The organism is Vibrio sp. RE86, assembly GCF_013114545.1.
In the GTDB taxonomy this organism is placed as follows: Bacteria; Pseudomonadota; Gammaproteobacteria; order Enterobacterales; family Vibrionaceae; genus Vibrio.
In genome coordinates this window covers 117,659-142,310 of the sequence record NZ_VTXI01000011.1, presented here as the reverse complement: position 1 = coordinate 142,310, position 24,652 = coordinate 117,659, and the positions used below count along the sequence as shown (strand labels likewise).

Here is a 24,652-nt window from a genome sequence, read left to right as displayed (position 1 = left end):
TAGAGTATATAAACAAAAGGTGCAGCTTTTGCTCCACCTTCGTCAAATATATGCTAATTAAATCAGTGATTTCTCACAAAATTAACAAAGCGGCTAAAGATTAACCTTCCATCTCTTGAATTTTCACTTTCCAAGTATCTGGGCCAATCTGGTGTGCGTTTGCACCTTCAGAGTCTACCGCCACAGTCACTGGCATGTCTTCCACTTCAAACTCGTAGATTGCTTCCATGCCTAGGTCTTCAAAAGCGACCACGCGGGCTTTCTTAATCGCTTTAGCAACAAGGTAAGCCGCACCACCTACCGCCATCAAGTAAACCGCTTTGTGTTTCTTGATTGACTCAACCGTCGCAGGACCACGTTCCGCTTTACCGATCATGCCCATGATGCCTGTTTCTTCTAGCATCATGTCGGTGAATTTATCCATACGTGTTGACGTTGTTGGGCCAGCAGGGCCTACCGCTTCGTCACCCACAGCATCAACTGGACCTACGTAGTAAATAAACTTGCCTTTGAAGTCGACACCAGCTGGCAGGCCTTCGCCGTTTTGCAGCATAGTTTGGATTCGTTTATGCGCAGCATCACGACCAGTCAGGATCTTACCCGTTAGGAGAACCGTTTCACCTGTCTTCCACTGCTCAACATCAGCTTGAGTCACTTCGTCTAGATTAACACGGCGCGTATTCGCACCCGCTTCCCAAGTAATATCTGGCCACTCTTCCAGTTTTGGTGGAGTTAAGTCAGCAGGACCTGTGCCGTCCAACGTGAAGTGAACGTGGCGAGTCGCTGCACAGTTTGGAATTAAACATACAGGCTTAGACGCTGCGTGAGTCGGCGCTGTTTTGATTTTCACATCGACAACCGTAGTAAGACCACCTAGACCTTGTGCACCGATACCCAGCTTGTTCACGCGATTAAAGATATCTAAACGAAGCTCTTCTTCTGCGTTTTCAGGGCCACGATCGATAAGCTCTTGAATATCGATATGTTCCATTAGAGATTCTTTCGCCAGTACTGCCGCTTTCTCCGCTGTACCACCGATACCTATACCCAGCATACCTGGTGGACACCAACCGGCACCCATTGTTGGTAATGTTTTTTCTACCCATTCTGCGACATCATCTGATGGGTTAAGCATAACCATTTTGGTCTTGTTCTCTGAACCGCCACCTTTCGCTGCGATTTGAATCTCAACCTCGTTACCCGGAACCATGTTGATGTGTACAACCGCTGGCGTATTGTCTTTCGTGTTAATACGCTTGCCCGCTGGATCCATCAATACCGATGCACGCAGTGGGTTGTCTGGGTTGGTGTAAGCTTGACGAACACCTTCATCAACCATCTGCTGAACCGTTAAGTCGGTAGAGTCCCATTGAACACCCATACCAACGTTAACGAAACAGGTCACAATGCCCGTATCTTGACAGATAGGACGATGTCCTTCCGCTGACATACGCGAGTTAATTAGGATTTGAGCAATCGCGTCTTTTGCCGCTTGGCTCTCTTCACGGTGGTAGGCTTTCTCTAGGGCTTGAACAAAGTCTAATGGGTGGTAGTAAGAAATGTATTGAAGCGCATCAGCCACACTGCTGATGACATCCTGCTGGCGAATTACGGTCATTGCATGCCTCGTTATATTTTTGCTTCCTTTTGTAGCCCTACACAATCGTTTGCTTATTTGCTGTTATATTTGCAAAACACTGATGTAGCGACCTTTGATGCCAATATGATACTCTTGCTTTCCTCAACACGCCACGGAATCAACGATCTCTTTGTCACAAATTAAACAAATGAATAACATCACGCCAAATCGCTTAGAAATCAAACCGATCAGCTACCATCCTGAGCTTGCTATTCAACATTTTTCTAACGTTGAGTCGCTTCCTTGGGCCATGTTACTGCGCTCTCCGAGTCGAACTCATATCGATAGTCGTTTTGACGTGCTTGTTGCGAACCCTGTTGCCACAATTACGACCCTCGGCAATGAGTCCAAGATCGTCACTAAGCAAGGTCAGCAAGTCTCACTTGAAGATCCATTCACTCTTCTCAAGCAACTGCAATCACAGCAACTACCTGACTTCGAATACAAAGGTGATCTGCCATTTGTTGGTGGCGCATTGGGTTACTTTTCTTATGATTTAGGCCGCCGAGTTGAACGTATGCCATCATTGGCTGAGCATGATCTCGCCACGCCCGATATGGCTGTTGGGCTTTATAACTGGGCGCTGGTCGTTGATCACAAAACAGAGCAGGCGTTCATCGTCGGTGAAGAAGTAGAAGATCACTGTCATTGGTTAACGAGTCAATCGGCTAAAAGCAATTTCGAATTTTCTTTGACCAGTGATTGGCAGTCAAACATGACCAAAGCCAATTACGCAGATAAGTTTGCACAGGTGCAAGAGTACCTAAAATCTGGTGACTGCTACCAAATTAATCTCGCGCAGCGCTTCAATGCCGATTATCAAGGAAGTGAATGGCAAGCGTATCAAATGCTCGAGCAAGTGAATCAAGGGCCTTTTTCAGCATTTGTTCGTACTGAACTAGGTGCGATCATCAGTGTTTCTCCAGAGCGCTTTTTGCAGGTAAAAGATCGTCAAATCGAAACTAAGCCGATTAAAGGAACTCGTCCTCGCCATAACGATCTCGAGCTTGATCAACAAGCGGCAGTCGATCTGGCTAACGCAGAAAAAGATCAAGCAGAGAATCTAATGATTGTCGATTTGCTGCGAAATGATGTCGGTCGAGTTGCGAAACCCGGCACCGTTCATGTGCCTAAATTGTTTGATATCGAAAGCTTTCCAGCCGTGCACCACTTGGTGAGTACCATTCGAGCAGAACTTGATGAGCAACATACCCCTGCAGATCTGCTTCGTGCTTCGTTCCCAGGAGGCTCGATTACCGGCGCACCTAAGATTCGCGCGATGGAAATTATAGAAGAACTCGAGCCGCACCGCCGCAGCGCATATTGTGGAAGCATTGGCTACATCAGTCGCCACGGGCAGATGGATACTAGCATTACGATTAGAACACTCGTCGCCGAGCAAGGAAAGCTGCATGTTTGGGCTGGCGGCGGACTTGTTGCGGATAGCGAATGCGACGCCGAATACCAAGAAACCCTCGATAAGTTAAGTCGGATTCTTCCCACCCTTAATCAATAAAATATATAAATGGGCTTAGTTAGGTAACTAAGCCCATTTTTCTAACATCAATTTGAGATCTTTGGCTGTGTAAGGTTTGGTTAAAATGTCATCCATCCCACTTTGAATGCACTTCTCGCGCTCTTCTAATGTTGTTCCTGCTGTCAGCGCAATAATCGGCAACCTAAACTTTTGGTCACGAAGGTATTGCGTCGCTTCAAAACCATCCATCTCAGGCATTCGGCAATCCATAAAGATAAGATCATAACTCGCTGCATTGGCCGCTTTTATCGCCTCCACGCCATTGTTGGCAATATCGGGGGTGATGGAAAGCTTCTTGAGCATTTGGTTGATGATCACTTGGTTCATGCGAATATCATCAACCACAAGAATAGATAGCTGCTCGAGTGGCTTATCTCGTTCCACAATCTCAGCTGCGGTATCTTGCGTTTGAAGGACGGTGATCACTTTAAGTGGAATGACAACATTAAAGCGGCTGCCTTTGCCTTGCTGACTGGTTAAATCAATTGAGCCTGACATGAGTTCGAGCAAGTTTTTACAAATCGCGAGGCCAAGACCTGTCCCTTCAAAATTTCTCGTTGCGGTTCTATCGGCTTGAACAAAGGGCGTAAACAATTCCTTTTGCGCAGAGTCAGAAATGCCAACACCCGTATCGCTAACCGAAATATTTAACGCTTCATTCTCCCAACTTGCAATCACAAGCACTAAACCTTCGTTAGTAAATTTCACTGCGTTACCAACAAGGTTAACCAGAATCTGTCCGATACGTTCGAAGTCTCCGACGAACGCAAGTGGTAGATCTCCCACTTCCTCGATTTCGAACTCTATCCCCTTCTCTCTTGCTTTGGGCTCAAAGATGCCCATGAGCATGCTACGCAAGTCTGCCCACTGGAATTGAGATGGGATGAGCTCCATCATCCCAGCGCTCATTTTGCTGAAATCGAGAATATCATTAATGATGTGACGCAATAGGTCACCCGAATGAGCAAGGTTAACTAAGAGGGTTCTCTGTTCTTCATCAAGAGTTGTGCTGCCAAGCAATTCAGCACTGCCTAACAGGCCATTTAGCGGAGTCCTAAGCTCGTGGTTAATCATAGCAACGAATTCTTTCGTAGAGCGTTCAGACTCTTCGGCGCGAGCACGAGCTTCTTGGTTGCTAGTCACGATAATTTGTCTACTGATGGCACTGCATAGTAACTCTCCAACAAGTAGCATCTGGCTCACGACGAAGTCACGGCTTATCTCTTCGCCGACGACCAACACTGACAGTTCACCAACAACTTTATGATCCACCTCAACGGGTAATTTTAGCAATGCGTCATCCCAAATCGCGTAGGGTTTGACACGCTGCAAATCCACCTTTGATACATCGCCAAATTCATTACTGACTACCGTGGTGATCAGCCCTTTATCTAGATACAAATTGGCTTTACTTAATGCAGAAGACGACTCCAACCGCTCAAGTAGACTTGAGATCAGTCCGTCGTCTAATGTGCGGCTTAAAAACGCACGTCCAAAGTGAATAAGTGATTCATTGATTTGCTGTTCAAACTCAAGTTTATGCAGATCTTTGTGAGTTTGACGTTTAAGTTGAGATAGTACCAACTCAAGTTGCTGGTTTGTCTCATACAACTCTAAGCTTTTTCTTTCTAAAAGCTGCTCGGCTTGTTCTCTTGCTGCTCGTTCGCGTGCTAGCTTTCTCTCAAGCGCAGAATCACTGCTCATTTTCTTTTATCCTACTAAGCTCACAGTAAACCGAACTTGGCTGCCATCATCTTTGACATTATTCATGCTCATATTGACTTGTTCATTAAAAAACTCTGAACACCCTTCGATCAGTCCTAGACAAACATGAGACATACAACGTGCGCTCATGTAGTCAAACGTCATTTCAGTTTCTGATTCAGAAAGAAAATCAAACTTAGGCGGATTCGCTTCTGGATAGAGTTTTTTGACCTCTATATGTATGTAGTCTTCTACCAACTTGATAAATTGAAACGTCGTTTTGCAGCCTTGTAAGCTATTATTATCAGGTAAGGTATTATAAAGATTATGAAAAACAGATTGACCGAACACGCGTTGAAGGTCTTCAGGAGAAATACCCGTACGTTTGCTTAGCTGGACAATGAGTTTAACTAGGTCACGATGGTCGTAGCTGCCTACTGCAGTGTAGACACCACTGTCTCCAGCTTCTAACAAAACGTTGTCTAGCTCGTCGAGCCCGAATTTTTCTTCGACAAGATCCATAAACTCAGTAAAGATAATCCCTTTCATAGATTGCGCTATCCTTGCGTTTGCTGACGTAGTTTAGAGCATGAGCCATAAACAAGGCTTTTTCAAATAAATACAGGAGCTAACGTGTTGTCAGAGTTAAATAAAAATCATCTTATTCAGCGCTTTCAGCTACACCAGACCGTAGACTACCACCATGAAGCTTTAAAGCGGGTCTCTCACCTTGAACAGAGCTCTCTTCGCAAAGCCTCTGTACTGATTGGTTTTGTCGAGCGAGAGAATGGCTTGAATGTGTTGTTTACGAAGCGCGCTCGCCACCTCAAACATCACCCCGGGCAAATTAGCTTCCCTGGTGGCAAGTTCGAGCAAGATGATTCAATTCTCTCTGAAACCGCCCTACGAGAAACGTTTGAGGAAGTGGGCATAGAGCGCCATCAAATATCTATCTTTGGCCAGATGCCTGAACTCGTCACTATTAGTCAGTTTACTGTTACCCCATTTCTCGCTTTTATCTCTCCTGACTACAAAAGCCAGATCGATAAAAATGAGGTGGATGAGGTGTTCGAGGTTCCTGCCAAAATTGTCCTCGATAGAAAACAACTTCACAGCCAACAATTTCAAGTTAACAACTTTTCGCACCGCGTGTTTGGGTTGAACTATAAACACCATTTCATTTGGGGAATGACTGCTCAAATAATCGACGCAATGCAGAAACATATTATGCATCAATGTTAATAAAATTACACATCGTACAAATCCTATTCACATTAGCTAAATTATTTATCAATAAGGCAAACGATTACTTAAAACACGGTCGAAACTTTTTTAACCAAGCATTAGTTAAACTAATGCCTAGGATTAGCATAAATCACCAGTAGCACGGCATTTTCGTGACCAAAAACTCCTTTTTGACATATCATGTTATAACTCGCATCAATTCATGATTTAGATCTATTTTTGATGTGAGATTTTTATGCAAAATTGCACCTGACTTATTTCCTGTTCCCAAAAATGAGTATCACAAAATGAATACTACAACTTCTGCGGCGCAAACCGCACAATCGTCTAGTAAGTTTACTTACAAAGACTTCACTTGGTGTCTGTCACTATTCGGTACTGCAGTAGGTGCTGGCGTACTGTTCCTTCCAATTAAAGCAGGTGCAGGTGGTTTTTGGCCATTAGTTATCCTTGCTCTAATTGCTGCTCCAATGACATGGTTCGCACACAAATCTTTAGCTCGTTTCGTACTGTCTGCGAAAAACCCTGATGCAGATATCACTGACACAGTAGAAGAGCACTTCGGTAAGACTGGCGCAAACATCATCACTTTTGCATACTTCTTCGCTATCTACCCAATCGTACTTATCTACGGTGTTGGTATCACAAACACAGTTGACTCATTCCTAGTAAACCAAATGGGTATGGAATCTATCCCACGCTGGTTACTTTCTGGTGCGTTAATCGCAGCAATGACGGCGGGTGTTGTATTTGGTAAAGAGCTAATGCTGAAAGCGACTTCTGCTCTAGTTTACCCACTTGTTGCTATCCTACTTGCACTGTCTTTCTACCTAATCCCTGATTGGAACAGCTCAATGATGTCTGTTGCACCAGACTGGTCTTCTATGCCATCTGTTGTTTGGTTAGCAATTCCAATCATCGTGTTCTCTTTCAACCACAGCCCAGTTATCTCTCAGTTCTCTAAAGAGCAGCGCCGCGTATACGGTGATGACGCAGTTAAGAAAACTGACGCAATCACTGGTGGTGCAGCGATGATGCTTATGGGCTTCGTAATGTTCTTCGTATTCTCTGTAGTACTTTCTCTATCTCCAGAGCAACTAGCAATGGCTAAAGAACAAAACATCTCTGTTCTTTCTTACCTAGCGAACGTTCACGAATCTCCACTTATCTCTTACATGGGTCCTCTAGTTGCTTTCGCAGCAATCACTTCTAGCTACTTTGGTCACTTCCTAGGTGCTCACGAAGGTCTAGTTGGTCTAATCAAATCTCGCTCTGAAACTCCAGTAAGCAAGATTGAAAAAGCATCTCTACTGTTCATCGTTGTAACGACTTGGATTGTGGCTATCGTTAACCCAAGCATCCTAGGCATGATTGAAACAATGGGCGCACCAATGATTGCGGCTATCCTGTTCCTAATGCCTGTATTCGCAATGCAGAAAGTTCCAGCAATGGCTAAGTACAAAACTTCAGCTCCTGTACAGATTTTCACAGCAATCTGTGGTATTGCGGCAATTACTTCTGTAATCTACGGCGCTCTTTAATCACGACACTTTTATAAAGTCTGATTAAACCAAGAATATAACGATAATAATTGAGCCTCCCTCTCCCCTTGGGAGGCTTTCTTTTGAGGTAATCGATATGATTAGTGTTTTTGACATCTATAAAATCGGTGTTGGTCCTTCTAGCTCACACACTGTAGGCCCAATGAAAGCGGGTAAAGAATTTATTGATGATTTACGCTCAATGGGAAAATTGCGCGACATCGATAAAATTACCGTTGACGTATATGGATCACTATCACTGACAGGGAAAGGTCACCACACAGATATTGCAATCATCATGGGTCTTGCTGGCAACACCCCTGAAAAAGTCGATATCGATTCTATTCCGGGCTTCATTGCTCGCGTAGAAGAAACTGAGCGCCTTCCTGTTGGCATGCACTGTCACACAGTATCGTTCCCGAAAGATGGCGGTATGAACTTCCATACTACCAACCTAGAGCTTCACGAAAACGGCATGCAGATCCACGCTTGGATCGGTGACGAGAAAGTGTACTCAAAGACTTACTACTCAATCGGCGGTGGTTTCATCGTTGACGAAGAGAACTTCGGTAAAGAAGAAGAGAACCCAATCAAAGCACCTTATGAATTCACAACCGCTGAAGAGCTAGTGAATCAGTGTAAAGAGAGCGGTCTTTCTATCAGCACATTGGTTATGAAAAACCAAGCAGCGCTGCATTCTGACGAAGAGTCTCGCACTTACTTCGCGAATATTTGGAAAACCATGCGTGAGTGTATGGATCGTGGTATGAATACCGAAGGCATTCTACCTGGTCCACTGCGTGTGCCTCGTCGTGCTGCAGCACTTCGCCAACAATTGCTTACTTCAGAAAAAACAACAAACGATCCTATGTCTGTTGTTGATTGGGTAAACATGTTCGCTTTCGCAGTAAACGAAGAGAACGCAGCAGGTGGTCGTGTTGTGACTGCACCAACAAACGGTGCATGTGGCATCATTCCAGCAGTTCTTGCGTACTACGATAAGTTCATCCAAACCGTGACTGAAAAAGACTACATCCGTTACTTTGCGGCTTCTGGCGCAATCGGTGGTCTATACAAGCGTAACGCTTCTATCTCTGGTGCTGAAGTTGGCTGTCAGGGTGAAGTTGGTGTGGCATGTTCTATGGCTGCAGCGGGTCTTGCAGAGCTTATGGGTGGTAGCCCAGAGCAAGTGTGTATGGCGGCTGAAATCGCGATGGAGCATAACCTAGGTCTAACGTGTGACCCTGTTGCAGGTCAGGTACAGGTTCCATGTATCGAACGTAACGGTATTGCAGCTGTAAAATCGATTAACTCAACTCGTATGGCACTTCGTCGTTCTTCTGCTCCTACTGTATCTCTAGATAAAGTTATCGAAACAATGCTAGAGACAGGTAAAGACATGAACGCTAAATACCGTGAAACCTCTCAAGGTGGCCTAGCAGTTAAAGTTATCTGTTAAGATAAAGCTTAGCTCGACAACGCTTATCATACCCATGAAGTCTAACAGTACTTCATGGGTATTTTTATGCCCCTTAGCATAACCACAAACACACCTCTTTAAATATCCCCTTTTCACCACCCTCTAAGTTCACCCTTGCGATCATTTACAGCATGTCGTACTATTTAGTAAAGATATGCGGTAATTAAAAGGAAGTGATTTATGAAAAAAGCTGTTGCACTACTACTGTTAACTTTGCCTCTGACAGGCTGTTTCTCTCTCCATGTGTCTGATGATATGAAGTGGTACCACGTATTTGGCATGGCGAACGAAATGGAAGCTGAATACCTAGAAAACTATGCCGATCAAGACCTCTTTCTAGAGAAAAACAAACAGCAGAGTGAAGAGCAATCTATTGCGAAACTTTAAATAATGGAATGACGATTCTCTAGACATGAATACATAGAAAAGAAAAAGGAACGTAAACCGTTCCTTTTTCGCTCTTAGCAAGTTAAATAACCTGCGATATCAATAAGAACCCACCAAAGGCAAGGCCAAACATCATCATCATGTTGCCACCTTCCGCCGTGTAACGATCCGCGAGAGTCTTTGCTAAGCGAACCTTGTACACCATCGCCAGTGGAACAAATACCGCAAGGAAGACTAAGATAATTCCCGCATAAGCGAGCACCGATAAGAATTGGTCTGCCGCTAAAATAGCCGCCACGAGTGGCAATACAAATGTCAGCACGTATGTCACGATGCGGTTCTGTTTAAACATGTCTTTGTTTTGGTTGAACAGCGACATTGCCACACCAAAGAACGACGTTAATAAAGCCAGTCCCGTAAACACAGAAAGGAAGCCACCAACCCAAGGAGCGTCATGTTCAAAGCCTGCCATTAGTTCAGACACACTTGAAAATTCCTTGAGTTGCTCTGCTGGCAGGTTTCCAACAACGGCAAACAACCAACATAAGTAACAAACAAGGGGGATTACAGAGCCTAGAATAACCATGTTTCGTAGTTGCTTGTCTGTTGCCTCTTGGTTGTAAGAAACAAGGCTTGGAATAACGACCATAAAACCAAAACTGGTGAACAGGACTGCACTGGTCTGAATCAACGCAAGATGATCGTGGTTACTCACCTGCCCCATATGTTCAGTCGAGAAAGAAGGCAACAACACACTCAACGTCATCAATAAGCTTGCAACCATAACGAAAAACAACAAGCGGTTTAGCTTATCAATCACCCCAGTACCACCAGCCACAACAAGACCAGATCCCAAGGTAAAAATAATCTGACTTTGCATAAAGGAGAGCTCAATGCCCATCGCTTTCGCACCTTGAACAAGTAGATCAGCGGCACCGAGTATGTAAGCCATTAGAAGACAAATAAGCAGTGCATAGAGCAAACCATTCGTCAGTAGCTGGCCACCTTTTCCTAAGGTTTTTCGAGCAATTGAATTAAGACCCAACCCGCCCCCTGATTTGATTGTTGCTTCGAGTAATAACAGGGCTGAATAGGTTGTGCCAAACCAGATAAACAGCATCAAAAGTGTGCCGTAAACTAATCCGAATTGTGCAAGGACCATTGGAATTGCAAGCATACCAGCACCAAGAGCGGTACCAGCGATAATTAGGGCGCTACCCAATAATTTAGTGTTCATTTTCTATAAAACCGTAATATTTAAAATAATTTAGACGTGCGAAAGCACAAACGTATTTGTTCTAGTTGGAATCAATACGAAAAATAAAATCGAGAAAATGAACTAGGCGTAGGAGAGGAATAGCCAGAGAGAAAGGCAGAGCAAAATGAGGAAAGCGTAGAAGGATGTTGCATGTTGTTCGCGTGGGGCGACCCTTCAGTGGGCTCCAAGATTGGAGAAGTAATTTTGAAAAGCATTAAGGTGTCCTAAATCAAAAGACATTCCTTTGGATAATTCACAACACTTCCTGTGTTATGCCATCTCAGATTGAGATATAGCCATATTATCGACTGGACAGATGATTGCAATGCCCTATTTTCTATATGGCTATATTTTCACCAAACCACCTCTAAAGGTCACTCTGTAATCACTCGACCTTTTATCTCATTCCCAGCGTCGCGTATGAGATCGATAGGCGACAAGATCACACCTTTAACCGCACCTTGAGTGGCTTGTTTGGCTATTTCTTGGCTCTTATCCATAATCTGATCTGTTTTCACCGCCAAAGCGTCTGCTTTAGTCAGGATGGGCGGTATGTCTTTTCTTAGAGCTTGAGACTCTTTCACCACTTGCGGAATGGTTTCTTCGCGATAGCCTTTACTTTCAGCCACAACATTAGGAATAACATTTTGGCGGTACTGCTGAGTTTCTTTCAGGACAGGAGGAATGACTTGTTCGCGATAAAGCGTGACTTCTTGAACAATCGAAGGGATCTTTTCATCAATAGAGGCAGCAGTTTTGTTGGTATCGTTAACCGCAGCGGTTACCCCATCTACACTTTCAATCACACTAGGCAGCAGCGACTCTAATGTATCGGCAACGGCCAGCCATTCATCTATTTGTAAGCTCGTAGAAAGCGCACTCACATCACTAAGCACTTGAGGATAAGTATCCATAACCTCCCCGACCTTATTGGTCATCGCATGAATTGAATAACCCAAATAAAAGATAGAGACCGCAAGTAACAACTGAATCGCCGATCCAACCTTGGAAGCCATAATCATTCCTTTGAAAAACAAACACTCTTATCCAGAATCATAACGTAAAAACGGATTAAAAAAAGTGCGACAAAACGCGTTTACCCGTTGATAGTCCATATAAAATCAATTCATTGCCTTAATCAGGCGGAATCAACATGACTTTAAAAAATTAAAAACGGCATTTCTACTAGCACGTCACAATGCCGCCACTACGTCAAAGTTTTGCTCACACATTGCTTACATCACACTTACAAAACCCCACTAAGCGTAAGGTCACACAATAAATTTCCTATACTTCCCCTCAATGTGCATCTGAGCGATCATTTTTGATGTCTATTCTAATAATATAAATATTAATCCAATAATGCGCTCAACAATCACAACAAAACTACTCATAACGTTAGTGGCGGTATTTGGGATCGTCCTCATCGCCTCAACCACTTATCAATACATACAACAACGTAACTTAATTAACTCAGTCTTGAGTGAACAGCTTCATGACAAGGCGAGTAACTATTTCGATAGCTTAAACATGATGATGTTGACTGGCACAATGGCTCAGAAAGAGACTTTGCGCCAAAAAGCACTCGCTCAAGACGGTATAGAGCAGGTTAAAGTGCTTCGTGCTGACTCTGTCAGTAAGCTCTATGGGCCTGGCCAAGATAACCAACAGCCAAGCGACGACATTGACCGCCGTGCTTTGGCTGGTGAGCTTGTCATTGAGTCAATCGACGCTGATTGGGGCAAAGGCATTGTTGTCGCCTTACCCATGAAATCCAGTAAAGACTACCGAGGGACTAACTGCGTAGCTTGCCACATGGCTCCTGAAGGTGAAGTGCTTGGTGCAATCCGTCTCGAATACAATTTATCGCATGTTAATCAACTGATCAGCCAACGCACGTTGATCGCGCTTGCGATCATGTCTGCTTTTGGCTTTGCAGGTTTCTTAATCACATTGGGGGTGATAAGAAAAATCATTGTGCGACCAATTCAAACAACCTCGTACTTTATGCAGAGTGTGAGCGAAACAAAAGACTTATCCAAGCGGCTCTCTTTCAAGCAGAAAGACGAAGTGGGTCAACTATCAGGCGCAATTAATTCATTTATGGACACGGTTAACGATAGCCTCGAAAAAGTCCAACAAACCTCCCACAACGTTGCCAGTAGCGCAACAACACTGACTCAGGTCGCACAAGTCACCGATTCAGCGGCAAGTAATCAGCAAAACGAAACCGCCGATGTTCAATACAACATCGAGCAAATGCAATCTCAGCAAACAGAAGTTGAGCAAGCCACCGAGAATGCGTCCTCGCTTATCAAACACACAACTCACATCGCAGAACAGAGTGCACTTAAAGCACACGGAGCAAGTGACGACATTAAAAGCTTAGTCACCGATATCGAACAAGTTAAAGTTAATATCGTAGAACTTAATGACCAAACAGCAGAAGTTTCTTCGATTTTAGAAGTGATCAAGGGTATCGCCGAGCAAACTAACCTACTCGCACTGAACGCTGCGATTGAAGCCGCTCGAGCTGGAGAGCAAGGTCGAGGTTTTGCTGTGGTAGCCGATGAGGTCAGGCAACTTGCAAGCCGCACCGCGGAAGCGACGGGGAGCATCGAAAGCATCATTTCTCAGTTCCAAAAAGACAGTGAGACATCCCTCGCTTCAGTCGATACGGTTTGCTCAACCGCCCACGTACGTTCAGGGGAAGTAGAACAGCTTTCTGCTGCGATGTCCGATGTTGTGCAAGAGATGAAACAAGCATTGGCTCATGCTCATAGTATCCAACAACAGTCGAGTAGCACCGCTGAACTTAGCCAACAAGTACAAGGTAAAGTACAAGTGATCAATGAGCATGCGAATCAAACCAGTGACTCTGCAACTCAAACCCGAGACATTAGTATAAATCTCGAACAACTTTCAGAACATTTAGAGGCCTTACTCGACCAATTCAAACTTTCAGACAAGAAATAGCCTCGTTCGAGCACTTTTTGTAGGACTAAACGAGAATAAAGGTTGAAGCATAATATTTGAGAGGTAATATGTTGCTTTGATTCGGAAGAATTCTATCCAACCCAATGTTTGCTCAAATTTTATTCTGAGTAGAAACATTGGGTTGAATTTTTACCTCAATGGAGAATATTAACAACATGACTTACGCGCCTGTAAAAGACGTACTTGGCGGCAAGCTAGCGGTAGACAGTGAAGTAACTGTTCGCGGCTGGATCCGTTCACGTCGTGATTCCAAAGCTGGAATCTCTTTCCTTGCCATTTATGACGGCTCTTGTTTCGACCCGATTCAGGCCGTGGTCCCTAATAATCTTAATAATTACGAAGACGAAGTACTAAAGCTAACTACTGGCTGCTCTGTTGAAGTAACTGGTAAGATTGTTGAGTCTCCTGCGAAAGGTCAAGACTTCGAGCTTGCTGCAACTGACGTTAAAGTTGTTGGTTGGGTTGAAGACGCAGAAACTTACCCAATGGCGAAAACTCGTCACTCTATCGAATACCTTCGTGAAGTAGCACACCTACGTCCACGCACAAACGTAATCGGTGCAGTTGCACGTGTTCGTAACTGTCTGTCTCAAGCAATTCACCGCTTCTACCACGAGCAAGGTTTCTTCTGGGTATCTGCTCCACTTATCACAGCTTCTGATGCAGAAGGTGCTGGTGAAATGTTCCGCGTTTCAACGCTAGACATGGAAAACCTACCTCGCACAGACAAAGGCGATGTGGATTACAACGAAGATTTCTTCGGTAAAGAGACATTCCTGACGGTATCTGGTCAGCTAAACGCAGAAGCGTACGCTTGTGCACTAAGCAAAGTTTACACGTTCGGTCCTACGTTCCGTGCTGAAAACTCAAACACAAGCCGCCACCTAGCTGAGTTCTGGATGGTTGAGCCTGAAGTTGCATTCGCTGACCTAGACGACGTTGCTAAGCTGTCTGAAGACATGCTTAAGTTCGTATTCAAAGCAGTACTTGAAGAGTGTCGTGATGACCTTGAGTTCTTCGCTCAACGTATCGACAAAGAAGCAATTACTCGTCTAGAGCAGTTTGTTTCTTCTGACTTTGCACAAGTTGACTACACTGACGCAATCCAGATTCTTCTAGACTCAGGTCGTGAGTTCGAATTCCCAGTTGAATGGGGTATCGATATGTCTTCTGAGCACGAGCGTTTCCTAGCGGAAGAACACTTCAAAGCGCCAGTAATCGTGAAGAACTACCCGAAAGACATCAAAGCATTCTACATGCGTGCGAACGATGACGGTAAGACTGTTGCAGCAATGGACGTACTGGCACCTGGCATCGGCGAAATCATCGGTGGTTCTCAGCGTGAAGAGCGTCTAGACATCCTAGACGAGCGTATGCGTGAAGTAGGTATCGACCCAGAGCACATGAACTGGTACCGCGACCTACGTAAATACGGCACTGTGCCACACGCAGGTTTCGGCCTTGGCTTCGAGCGTCTAGTATCTTACGTAACTGGTATGGGCAACGTACGTGACGTTATCCCATTCCCACGTACTCCTCGCTCTGCTAACTTCTAATTAGAAGAAGTCAGAATCTAAAAAGCCTCCCTAATCGGAGGCTTTTTTCGTTCTAGGCTTTAAAAAGTCTGTTGAGATTAATCGACTGAATTGGTCTTCGCGGCGTAACGTATCGCATAGAGGCACAAGCCGAACATCACGAAAGGAATCGCGGCGGCGGTATATTCAGTCCAAACCAGCTCCGCAAACCCCTTCGCTAAAATAAGGTGGCCAAATACCACGAGTGCCGCACAGATGATCGCGACAAACATCAAACGATATTCATGTCTATAACGTTGTTTTTCCATTATTAATCCCTCGCATAAGCAATGGAACTATTGGAGCACAAGGCAGAATAGACGTTGCAGTACAGTTTTGGCGAAAAATCCTCAAACAGTTAGTATTTCGACCTGCTGAGCCACCAATTGCAAAGCCTCTTTTAGGTTGTCATCACACTCAAAAGATACATTGATACGCAGACAATGTTGGTAGCGCTCATTAGATGCAAACAAACTGCCGTAGCCGATAGAAATGCCTCGCCCTCTCAACTCACAGTAGAGCTGATAAGCGTCCACTTTTTCGCAAAGCTCCACCCATACAAAATACCCACCCTCAGGCACATGCACTGTCGTATTACTTGGAAAGTACTGTTTTATCAAGGCTACGCAAGCCGCCTGCCGTTGGCTTAGCATTTTTCTCAGTTTGCGTAGGTGGTTATCGTAGCTTTCATATTGTAGGTAGTGTGCTACCCCTTGTTGAATCGGTGCACTGCCAGACAGCGTTGAAATCAGCTGCTGCTTTTGAAGTTTTTGCGCATAACTGCGGTTTACAACCCAACCAATTCGAAAGCCAGGACACAACGACTTAGACAGTGAGCCACATAACAATACACTGTCATCAACATCCCAGAATTTTAGTGGCGACGGTCGAACATTACCGAAGTAGAGCTCTGCGTAGACGTCATCTTCAATCAATACAACAGAATGTTGTTTGGCCAATTCAACAACGCGCTGTTTGTGTTCATCAGACAATGTCACTCCCGTTGGGTTCTGGAAGTTAGCCATCACCCAGCAAGCTTTGACATCATTCTCTTTGAATGCCTTCTCCAATGCTATCAGGTCGATGCCTCTGGCTGGGTCAACATCTATTTCAATCGCATTTAAGTTAAGTCGCTTAACCGCTTGAAGCACCCCATAAAAAGCCGGAGATTCAATGACAACTGTATCACCTTGGTTACACACAACCTCAAGACTCAGATTAAGCGCTTCCATTGCGCCTGATGTCACCACAACATCATCATGTGAGACATCCATGCCTTGGCTAATATAACGTTGAGCTATAAAGCGACGCAGCGACTCATTACCCGGTGGCATGTTTTGAATCACGCTATCGGATGAACGCTTTCGTCCTGCGCTCGCTAGATGACGATTCAGTGCAGGCAATGGGAATAGGTTCGTAGAAGGGAACGCAGAGCCAAATGAAACCGTCGCCTGATTGTTCGCATTCAGAAACTCATAAAGCTCATCATGAAAAGGTGGGCGAGTGACTTGAGGGCGCTCAACCTCATTGCTTTGTTCCAGTGTCGATGTGACAAAGTAACCTGATTGCGGCTTGGCTTTTATCCAACCTTCGGATTCAAGGACTTGATACGCTTGTAAGACCGTTGCCGAACTGACTGAGAAACTTTTACTGGTTGCACGTATAGATGGAATTTTTTCACCGGAGCGCCAAGTATTAGCCAGGATTTGGTCTTTAAGTTGTTGAGCTAACTGCTGATAACGATTCATCTGTTCCTCTCAAATAGCGTTAACACCATAACATAGCTCGATATTTAGGTGGGCTACTTATATCGTATTGTGAGACCTCTTTTCTAACGAGCCCCATTTATAGATGCGTATCACATCAAATCTTTGAATCTCTGTTACATTTATCAAGTTAAAGTGAACAACACTCTTTGAATAAGGGATAACAATAATGAAAAAATACGACTCTTCACACATTGAATATAAAGGTGAAACCAATGGAGTACATAGTTGGAGCACTCCGACAGGCCAACCCTACTATTGGCACCCCGATTGGTTACATATTGCTGAAGATGCAACTGGCAGTCACCCAAAGCAGGAGCTAGATGTATCCGAAGGTGAAACCGTCTCTGAGAAGCATGCAATTAAAGCCATCTTGTCTCACTTAAACCAATGGGCGAGCGACAAACTTGGCAGTAACCCCGACATTGAAACCAATGCCATTGAATCTCAAATGAGTTTGAAGAAATAACCCTTCCCTGCGCACCCATTGAGGTGCGTATTCTTTTCTTTTTACCCCACTACGTTCTAGTACCAAAGCATTAAATAGTGTATTCATTGATGAAACAAATCGATAGACTGCACGGTCATTATTACCTGAATAAAAATTTTCGACTTTGTTCGGTGCTAAAAACGAGCAAAGGTCGCATAAATCACTTTAAAGGCTTGAACATGATCAATTCATATTACAATGCGCCTCTTACCTTAAAGCTCTATGCCCTTGCGGCTATTGTCTTCGGTCTCTATGGAGGGCGTGTTTGTCCTATGCTCGAGACGCTCTCATTTTCAGAGCTTTTTACGCATGTGTTGATTACGTTTGGCGCCGTTTTTCTGGTTCGCCACTTCCTTTTGTATAACCACTCTTTGATTCAAAAACAAAAACAAGCACAACTCGACACGACCTTGATGTTTTTCGGTAGCCTTGTGCTCGCTGTGTTTTACAACGTTTACTACAGTTTTCCTCTCGATAGTAATCTGAAAGTCTTATTTGGAATGACGCTGTTTGGCTTTTTCACAGGATTAATCCTGCAACTTGATTCTAAAATCAAGAGCCTAAACAACCTAACGGGGAATGAGCAACTTAACTTTGAGTTGAGCGGAGAAAGACAATCGCTCGTCAACCAAATGATATTTTTGATCAGCCTTTTGCTGGTTACCTTAACAAGCATGTTAGCGATGATCGCAGTCAAAGACATTTTCTGGCTCGAACAAAACCCTGAACGTGTTCTTGATGGCACCGGCAAGATCAGCGTGATTAAGGAGTTTATCTATATCTCGTTCGTTTTGGGCGGTTATGTTATCGCGATTATGGTTCAATGGAGCCGTCTAATGCGCCGAGTATTACACGCTCAAGAGCGCTCTTTGGTTCAAGTAGCAAAAGGGGACATCTCTAAACGGGTTCCTATCTTTGAGCACGATGAATTGGGGTCCATGGCATCACTTACCAATCAGATGCTTGATAGCTTGCAAGACAGTCAAGATGAAGTAAAAACAACCCGTGATGTAGCCATTGTCAGTCTCTCTGCACTTGCAGAATCACGAGATAACGAAACAGGAGCGCACATCCTGCGTACCCAAGAATATGTCCGCGCGTTAGCAAAACATCTTTCGCAGTTTGAGCCACACAAAGCCTTACTCACCGACAACTATATTGAATTACTCTATAAATCCGCACCGCTACACGATGTAGGTAAAGTGGGCATTCCAGACAATATTCTTCTTAAACCGGGTAAGCTTACTGACGATGAGTTTGAGATCATGAAAGGACACCCTGAAATTGGAGCAAAGGCTCTCTCTATGGCGGAGGAGCAATTGGGCAGTAATTCCTTCCTACAGCTAGCAAAAGAGATCTCGCTTACCCACCATGAAAAATGGAATGGAGAAGGCTACCCGAATGGACTAAAAGGTGAGGAAATTCCCCTTTCAGGACGTTTGATGGCAATAGCGGACGTTTACGACGCACTTATTTCAGAAAGAGTCTACAAAAAGGCATTCAGTCATGAAAAAGCAAAATCGATCATTCTAGAAGGAAGAGAGAGCCACTTTGATCCTCAACTTGTCGATGCATTTTTATCGATAGAACAAGAGTTTGTCGCTATTGCGGACAAGTATCGAAGCTTAGAAGCACATGAAAACGCTCGAGAACTAGAACTACAAAATCAGCTCTCCCCTGCTTAACTTTAAAACGCTAAACAACACTTCACCTAAACCTATCCCTCTAACCTAAAAAGTTAGAGGGATTTTTCATACAAATATGCCGATTTTAAGGTTTGTCACCTAAACCACCTATATTTCACCACTTTCTTCCCAAAGGCGGTTGTTTCACCTCGCTTAGACAGGTATAAATAAACGAGTTACTTATATCCCCCTTTCGATTCACATGGATGACGATTATGTTTGAAAAAGTAGTAGCAGCTCCGGCTGACCCTATCCTTGGTCTTACTGAAGAGTTTAAAAAAGACACTCGCGCCGAGAAAATTAACCTAGGCGTTGGTATCTATAAAAACGAACAAGGTGAAACCCCTGTTCTAGCAACCGTTAAAAAAGCGGAAGCAGCCCTGATTGAGACTGAGAAAACTAAGTCTTACCTGACAATCGAAGGTACTACTGAATACGGCCTAGCGGTTCAGAAACTTCTATTCGGCGAAGACGCTGACATCGTTAGCACCAAGCGTGCGAAAACAGCACAAGCCCCTGGTGGTACTGGCGCTCTTCGCGTTGCTGGTGAATTCATCAAACGCCAACTTGGCGACGTTAAAATTTGGATCAGTAACCCAACGTGGGCAAACCACAATGGTGTATTTACTGCTGCAGGTATCAAAACGGCGCAATACAGCTACTACAACGCTGAAACTAAAGATAAAGACTTCGCTGGTATGGTTGCTGACCTAGAGAAAGCGGCAGAAGGCGATATCGTTCTTCTACACGGCTGCTGTCACAACCCAACTGGTATCGACCCAACTTCAGACGAATGGGAAACACTGGCTAAGCTAGTTGCAGAGAAGAAGCTGCTTCCTTTATTCGACTTTGCATACCAAGGCTTCGCATCAGGCGTTGAAGAAGATGCAGCGGGTCTACGTACATTCGCGAAATACTGTGATGAAATCCTAGTTGCAAGCTCGTTCTCGAAGAACTTTGGTCTATACAACGAGCGTGTTGGTGCCTTCACACTAGTTGCAGCATCAGAAGAGACGGCAACAACAGCTTTCTCACAAGTAAAAGCAATCATTCGTTCTATCTACTCTAACCCACCAGCACACGGCAGCGCGGTTGTAACACACATCCTAAACAACGCTGAACTACGCGCAGAATGGGAAGCGGAAGTAAAAGAGATGCGTGATCGTATCCAAGAGATGCGTGAGCTGTTCGTTGCAACACTAAAAGAACAAGGTGTTGACGCAGATTTTAGCTTCATCGAGCGTCAAAATGGTATGTTCTCTTTCTCTGGCCTAAGCAAAGAGCAAGTAAACCGTCTGAAAGAAGAGTTTGCTATCTACATCGTAGGTTCAGGCCGCATCAGCGTTGCTGGTATGACTAAGTCAAACATGCTACCGCTATGCAAAGGTATTGCCGCTGTTCTTTAATAGTCAGCTTTAACAACGAAAAAGAGCCAGCACAACGCTGGCTCTTTTTTGATCGTAAGAACGTCTTAAAACAGGTAACGTAAAGAGATGCCACCTTCATTGGTTGTGGCATTGCCTGAAATCTGGCTAGTTTCAAAATCACCATCTCTGTGAGTGTAGAATCCGCCAACACTCATGCGAGACGAAAATTGATAGTCCGCTCTGAGGTTAAAAATCCCCTCTTCGATCAAGTCGCTATGATTAAGCTCCCCTTTCATAGCAAGTTCCCAGCTTTTATTGAGCGCATACTTGAGCTCTAAGCTCGCCCCCCACATAAACTCGTTATCTTTAAACAATTCCTCATCGGTAGAATCTCGAGTTTGGGTAGCCCATAGGTAGCCCAACTTTGCCGTCGCCACAATGTCCAACTTATCCATCAGTGGATATCGGTACGCTACGCCGGGAAGCAGCGTATACAGTTCACTAGTAATGTCATCAGGGTGAATAAAACGTGCAGTATAATCGAGCGTTGCAAGAACGTGTTCCGATAACAAATAGTTGCCGCCAATTGAAAGAGCCGTAACGTTGTTGTTCACACCTAAATTCTCATTGAGAGAGCCCGCGCTCAAGTCTGCATAGAGGTAGTCATATTTGAGTTGATTGGTACTTTCAGCTGCCAACACTGACGCTGATAAACTAAGCAGAATTGGGGCCACAGCCCAGCCCATTTTTACTTGCATAGAAACCTCTTTAATTCCATTTCAGACCGCCATATGCTCAACCTCGAAGAGCAGCAACCCATTCTAATTAATGGGTATTGTTAACAAAATATAGCTGATATCTAAGGTAAGTCATTCGGTGAGAGGTAAGAAGTATGATCCACCGCCAATGTTCTGGCAGTAAATATAGAAAAAGATCTCGTTAGAGATCTTTTCAGTAAAAGGAACACTTTAACGCTTCAACAAGCAGCAAAGAGTCAAAGATAGCTTAAAACTTGATGATCAACTCATCTTGAGCGAGCGGTGAAATATCAACGGCGGCTTTCAATCGAACCCTTTCTAATTGTTCAGTGTCGAGTTCGTAAGGCATAACCACTTTCAGTTCTTCAATACCTTCAATTTTTGCCAGTTGAAGCAGTGTGATGATATTCGACTCATCACTGCGATTTGCAGACAATGACTTCATTGCCTGATCCCACAAGCGGTCTTCGACAGACAGCGTTTCTTTAATCGTGTTTTTCCACATCAAACTAAAGATCGGTGCGAAGGTGCTCATTGCCTCTAAGAACGTCCATTTCTTACTGCAAGATGCGCCGAGAAAAGATGTGTAGTCGAATACAACACTTGTCTTGCCTAGATGTTCCATATCATCCCCCGTAAATTCGGCAACACAGTAAATTTAATATCCTAGATCATCTTCTATATAGCAATAGGATATAAAACAATGGTCTTTTATACCGACAAAGAGATTGTAAAAGGCATATAAAAACCAATTGCATAACAAATTTAACACAACAATACATCATGCGGTATCTTATAGTTAATATTTTATCTACCAAATAATTTACAGAGATTAAAATGCAACTTGATGCACTATTTCACATCAACTATCTTACTGGCCTTTTTGTACTGAACTCTCCAACCTGGCCACTTAGGCAGCTCCCAACGTTTTGGATAACCCTTTCTTAAACCATCTTTGTAGACAACATAGATTCGCTTTTTCTTTGGTTGATATTCAACGTTTAGATTCAAGTCCCCCAAAGCAAGTTCAAAAGGATACTGACTAGCGAAATCGTCATACTCCCAATACGGAATGCCTTCGAAACTAAAGTCTTCTGCAGTAAACAACGCAAGCTCTTCCATATCACTTAGGCCTAAAGTCATTAACTGTTCTTTAAACCAAGACTCAAACGTTAACGTTTCAACATTGGACGCTGCTTCTGTTTGCCCCAATGCTACATAGAGCTTCCAATGTTCGATTTGAGCACGACGCCGCGCAGCAAACCCCGGCATCATCTCTCCAGAAAGAACAGCTTCGAGCATAGGCGTCAGCGCAAACTCTCCTTTTGCAGGTTCTAATTTGGTTTGGACAATACGACCAGCAAACAGCAGTTGCATCTCGATAAACGGCTGTTCATCTACCTTTTGAACCTCTCCCTCTTGCCACTTACCCAACCCAAGCTCGGCAATCGTCTTCAACTTTAATGGCATCGTGAAGGTTGCAAGATTAAGGGTCTGTTTCACGCCTCGACCAGGCAAACTGTGGGTATCGAGGATCAACGCCACTTCATCATCTTTTTTGAAGCGGCTTTCTCGACCCAAGGTGACTTCCATTTCACCATTACCCATGGCTTCTCGACGCTTTTCTCGACGCACAAACACCAACTCAGGGTGCAATTTAGCAATGGCTTCTACCAACTCTTGATGTGAGTATCGTGAGGCAACACTCAGTTGCGGGAGCTCAAACGCCGAGCGCATCTGAGCAGAAAGCAGTTTCGCTTCTTTTAGTACATCAGGGTCAACATTTACCCCGGATAGAGACTCTCCTCTAAGGAGCCTAATCGCCATTTGACCATCGCAGCCCAGTGGCTCTTGTTGCGACAGCTTATCTATCAATTCCTCACTATTTGACAAGCGATACAGTGTGGCTGGTGTCGCAAGTACAGACGTTAAGTCCACCATCGCTTCCTGTAAGGCCTTTGTTGGCATACGGGTCACCAAATCGGCATAAAGTGCATCAATTGGCAGGGGGTAAATACATTTGCCATGTTCCGTCGCAAGACCGTGTGAGTCGATGGCTCCCATCACACTTAATATTGATTTGGCTTGCTCAGCTGAACGTTCTGGTAGAGGTTCCAAAAACGTCAATGACTCTAATGCATCACCGCAACTCGCCGAAGCCAACATTGCTTCCGTTAGCGATTCACGATGTAATTCCGGCGGCGTAACATCAGACAAAGCGGCATGTTCGCCATATAACCGTATGCAAATGCCGTCCATCACTCGACCAGCTCGGCCACTTCTCTGCTTGGCGCTGGCTTTCGAAATATGCTTCAAGCTAAGAGTAGTTTTTCCATTTCGCTGTTCTGTTCGGCGCTCGAGCCCACTGTCGATGACTGCAACAATATTCGGAATCGTTAGCGACGTTTCAGCAACATTCGTCGCCAATACCACTCGTTTAAACTCTTGCTTGGATAGGGCAATTGCTCTTTGCTCGTCACTGACCGATGCGTGCAATGGCACTGCTACAAGCCCCTCGATGTTGCTTAGCTTACTTTGGCATTGAGCAATCTCTTTTCGCCCTGGAAGAAAGACTAAGATATCCCCTTCAACATCTTGCAGCGCTAGGACTTCCTGTTTCACTCTTTCATCTAGGTTGCGGGCATCAGGTAACTGCCTTGAATCATTCGCTCTGTGACCTATCGACACATCAAACATTCGTCCTGACGCTTGTAATCGATTAGCCCCGACATAGCGAGAAAGCTTTTCACCTTCTATCGTTGCAGACGTAATGATCAAACGGTGTTCATCATGCTTCGTCAGCAGAGCCACCAACAAATCCGTATCCCAGCGACGCTCGTGAAACTCATCGACAATAATGGTGCTAAATGAATCCAAACGATTCTCTGAATACCAACGAAGGGCAACACCAGGGGTGACAAAAACGACCTCGGTGCCATCTGTGAAGTGGTTTTCTAACTTGATGGCATAACCCACCGACTGGCCAACCGCTTGTTGTTTTTGTTCAGCTAAAAACTGCGCCAATGACGTACATGCAATTCGTCTTGGTTCAATGACAAGTACTCGACCTTTCTCCGCTGCCCATAATGGTAAGCGTGTTGATTTTCCCGACCCTGTTTCAGCCTCCACAATCAGGTGGTGGGATGAAAGTTGAGTCATAAATTCAGATTTGAGGGAATCGATTGGCAGGCTGAGCATGATTTGAGCGCTAGTTATGTCAAAGA

At 44.4% G+C, this 24,652-nt stretch carries 20 protein-coding genes; 10 read left to right on the top strand and 10 right to left on the bottom strand.

The genetic code is table 11. From position 1 onward, the window contains the following. Positions 1 to 100: 100 nt before the first annotated feature. Positions 101 to 1,618 (bottom strand): fumarate hydratase, encoded by a 1,518-nt coding sequence (locus tag F0231_RS12555; RefSeq protein ID WP_171760074.1) that lies wholly within the window; start codon positions 1,616 to 1,618, stop codon positions 101 to 103. Between the two features lie 151 nt (positions 1,619 to 1,769). Here F0231_RS12555 and pabB point away from each other — a divergent pair, with 151 nt between their 5' ends. Continuing rightward, complete coding sequence (gene pabB, locus F0231_RS12550) at positions 1,770 to 3,155, top strand: aminodeoxychorismate synthase component 1 (protein WP_253825790.1); 1,386 nt, start codon at positions 1,770 to 1,772, stop codon at positions 3,153 to 3,155. Positions 3,156 to 3,182: 27 nt separating this feature from the next. Here the strand turns inward: pabB and F0231_RS12545 are convergent, their stop codons facing one another. Next, positions 3,183 to 4,880, bottom strand: a complete 1,698-nt coding sequence (locus tag F0231_RS12545) for an ATP-binding protein (protein ID WP_171760073.1) — start codon at positions 4,878 to 4,880, stop codon at positions 3,183 to 3,185. 6 nt (positions 4,881 to 4,886) lie between these two features. After that, positions 4,887 to 5,429 (bottom strand): heme NO-binding domain-containing protein, encoded by a 543-nt coding sequence (locus F0231_RS12540; protein ID WP_171760072.1) that lies wholly within the window; start codon positions 5,427 to 5,429, stop codon positions 4,887 to 4,889. An 84-nt stretch (positions 5,430 to 5,513) separates the two neighbouring features. On the opposite strand from F0231_RS12540, the gene F0231_RS12535 reads away from it, so the two are divergent. The 4 genes from F0231_RS12535 to F0231_RS12520 all read left to right on the top strand — a co-directional run bounded on the left by F0231_RS12535 (position 5,514) and on the right by F0231_RS12520 (position 9,533). Further along, on the top strand, positions 5,514 to 6,122 hold the full coding sequence (locus tag F0231_RS12535; RefSeq protein WP_171760071.1) for a CoA pyrophosphatase: 609 nt from the start codon (positions 5,514 to 5,516) through the stop codon (positions 6,120 to 6,122). A gap of 290 nt (positions 6,123 to 6,412) precedes the next feature. Beyond that, positions 6,413 to 7,666 carry an aromatic amino acid transport family protein gene (locus F0231_RS12530; RefSeq protein WP_171760070.1) on the top strand — a complete coding sequence of 418 codons (1,254 nt, stop codon included), beginning with the start codon at positions 6,413 to 6,415 and terminating at the stop codon, positions 7,664 to 7,666. A 97-nt stretch (positions 7,667 to 7,763) separates the two neighbouring features. After that, the gene (locus F0231_RS12525) at positions 7,764 to 9,125 is read left to right on the top strand and encodes an L-serine ammonia-lyase (protein WP_171760069.1); all 1,362 of its coding nucleotides are present in this window, start codon (positions 7,764 to 7,766) and stop codon (positions 9,123 to 9,125) included. A 201-nt stretch (positions 9,126 to 9,326) separates the two neighbouring features. Beyond that, the gene (locus tag F0231_RS12520; protein WP_171760068.1) at positions 9,327 to 9,533 is read left to right on the top strand and encodes a hypothetical protein; all 207 of its coding nucleotides are present in this window, start codon (positions 9,327 to 9,329) and stop codon (positions 9,531 to 9,533) included. An 82-nt stretch (positions 9,534 to 9,615) separates the two neighbouring features. Here the strand turns inward: F0231_RS12520 and F0231_RS12515 are convergent, their stop codons facing one another. Further along, entirely contained in the window at positions 9,616 to 10,770 is a 1,155-nt protein-coding gene (locus tag F0231_RS12515) for an amino acid permease (protein ID WP_171760067.1), read from the bottom strand. Between the two features lie 395 nt (positions 10,771 to 11,165). Next, entirely contained in the window at positions 11,166 to 11,807 is a 642-nt protein-coding gene (locus F0231_RS12510; RefSeq protein ID WP_171760066.1) for a hypothetical protein, read from the bottom strand. A gap of 346 nt (positions 11,808 to 12,153) precedes the next feature. Between F0231_RS12510 and F0231_RS12505 the strand changes: the two genes are divergently transcribed. After that, positions 12,154 to 13,767 (top strand): methyl-accepting chemotaxis protein, encoded by a 1,614-nt coding sequence (locus F0231_RS12505; protein ID WP_171760065.1) that lies wholly within the window; start codon positions 12,154 to 12,156, stop codon positions 13,765 to 13,767. Between the two features lie 176 nt (positions 13,768 to 13,943). Beyond that, positions 13,944 to 15,344, top strand: a complete 1,401-nt coding sequence (gene asnS / locus F0231_RS12500) for an asparagine--tRNA ligase (protein WP_171760064.1) — start codon at positions 13,944 to 13,946, stop codon at positions 15,342 to 15,344. A 77-nt stretch (positions 15,345 to 15,421) separates the two neighbouring features. Here asnS and F0231_RS12495 read toward each other — a convergent pair whose 3' ends face one another. Together F0231_RS12495 and F0231_RS12490 are read right to left on the bottom strand one after the other, a co-directional pair. Continuing rightward, on the bottom strand, positions 15,422 to 15,631 hold the full coding sequence (locus F0231_RS12495) for a hypothetical protein (protein ID WP_171760063.1): 210 nt from the start codon (positions 15,629 to 15,631) through the stop codon (positions 15,422 to 15,424). A gap of 81 nt (positions 15,632 to 15,712) precedes the next feature. After that, entirely contained in the window at positions 15,713 to 17,110 is a 1,398-nt protein-coding gene (locus F0231_RS12490) for a PLP-dependent aminotransferase family protein (protein ID WP_171760062.1), read from the bottom strand. Between the two features lie 187 nt (positions 17,111 to 17,297). Between F0231_RS12490 and F0231_RS12485 the strand changes: the two genes are divergently transcribed. The 3 genes from F0231_RS12485 to F0231_RS12475 all read left to right on the top strand — a co-directional run bounded on the left by F0231_RS12485 (position 17,298) and on the right by F0231_RS12475 (position 20,709). Next, the gene (locus tag F0231_RS12485) at positions 17,298 to 17,597 is read left to right on the top strand and encodes a hypothetical protein (protein ID WP_171760061.1); all 300 of its coding nucleotides are present in this window, start codon (positions 17,298 to 17,300) and stop codon (positions 17,595 to 17,597) included. A 200-nt stretch (positions 17,598 to 17,797) separates the two neighbouring features. Then, positions 17,798 to 19,303 carry an HD-GYP domain-containing protein gene (locus F0231_RS12480; RefSeq protein WP_171760060.1) on the top strand — a complete coding sequence of 502 codons (1,506 nt, stop codon included), beginning with the start codon at positions 17,798 to 17,800 and terminating at the stop codon, positions 19,301 to 19,303. A gap of 215 nt (positions 19,304 to 19,518) precedes the next feature. Continuing rightward, entirely contained in the window at positions 19,519 to 20,709 is a 1,191-nt protein-coding gene (locus F0231_RS12475) for an amino acid aminotransferase (protein WP_171760059.1), read from the top strand. 65 nt (positions 20,710 to 20,774) lie between these two features. On the opposite strand, the gene F0231_RS12470 is transcribed toward F0231_RS12475, so the two are convergent. The 3 genes from F0231_RS12470 to F0231_RS12460 all read right to left on the bottom strand — a co-directional run bounded on the left by F0231_RS12470 (position 20,775) and on the right by F0231_RS12460 (position 24,626). Then, positions 20,775 to 21,428, bottom strand: a complete 654-nt coding sequence (locus F0231_RS12470) for an outer membrane beta-barrel protein (protein WP_171760058.1) — start codon at positions 21,426 to 21,428, stop codon at positions 20,775 to 20,777. Between the two features lie 247 nt (positions 21,429 to 21,675). Beyond that, positions 21,676 to 22,053, bottom strand: a complete 378-nt coding sequence (locus F0231_RS12465) for a transporter (RefSeq protein WP_171760057.1) — start codon at positions 22,051 to 22,053, stop codon at positions 21,676 to 21,678. A 227-nt stretch (positions 22,054 to 22,280) separates the two neighbouring features. Further along, the gene (locus F0231_RS12460; protein ID WP_171760056.1) at positions 22,281 to 24,626 is read right to left on the bottom strand and encodes a helicase-related protein; all 2,346 of its coding nucleotides are present in this window, start codon (positions 24,624 to 24,626) and stop codon (positions 22,281 to 22,283) included. Positions 24,627 to 24,652: the final 26 nt, after the last annotated feature.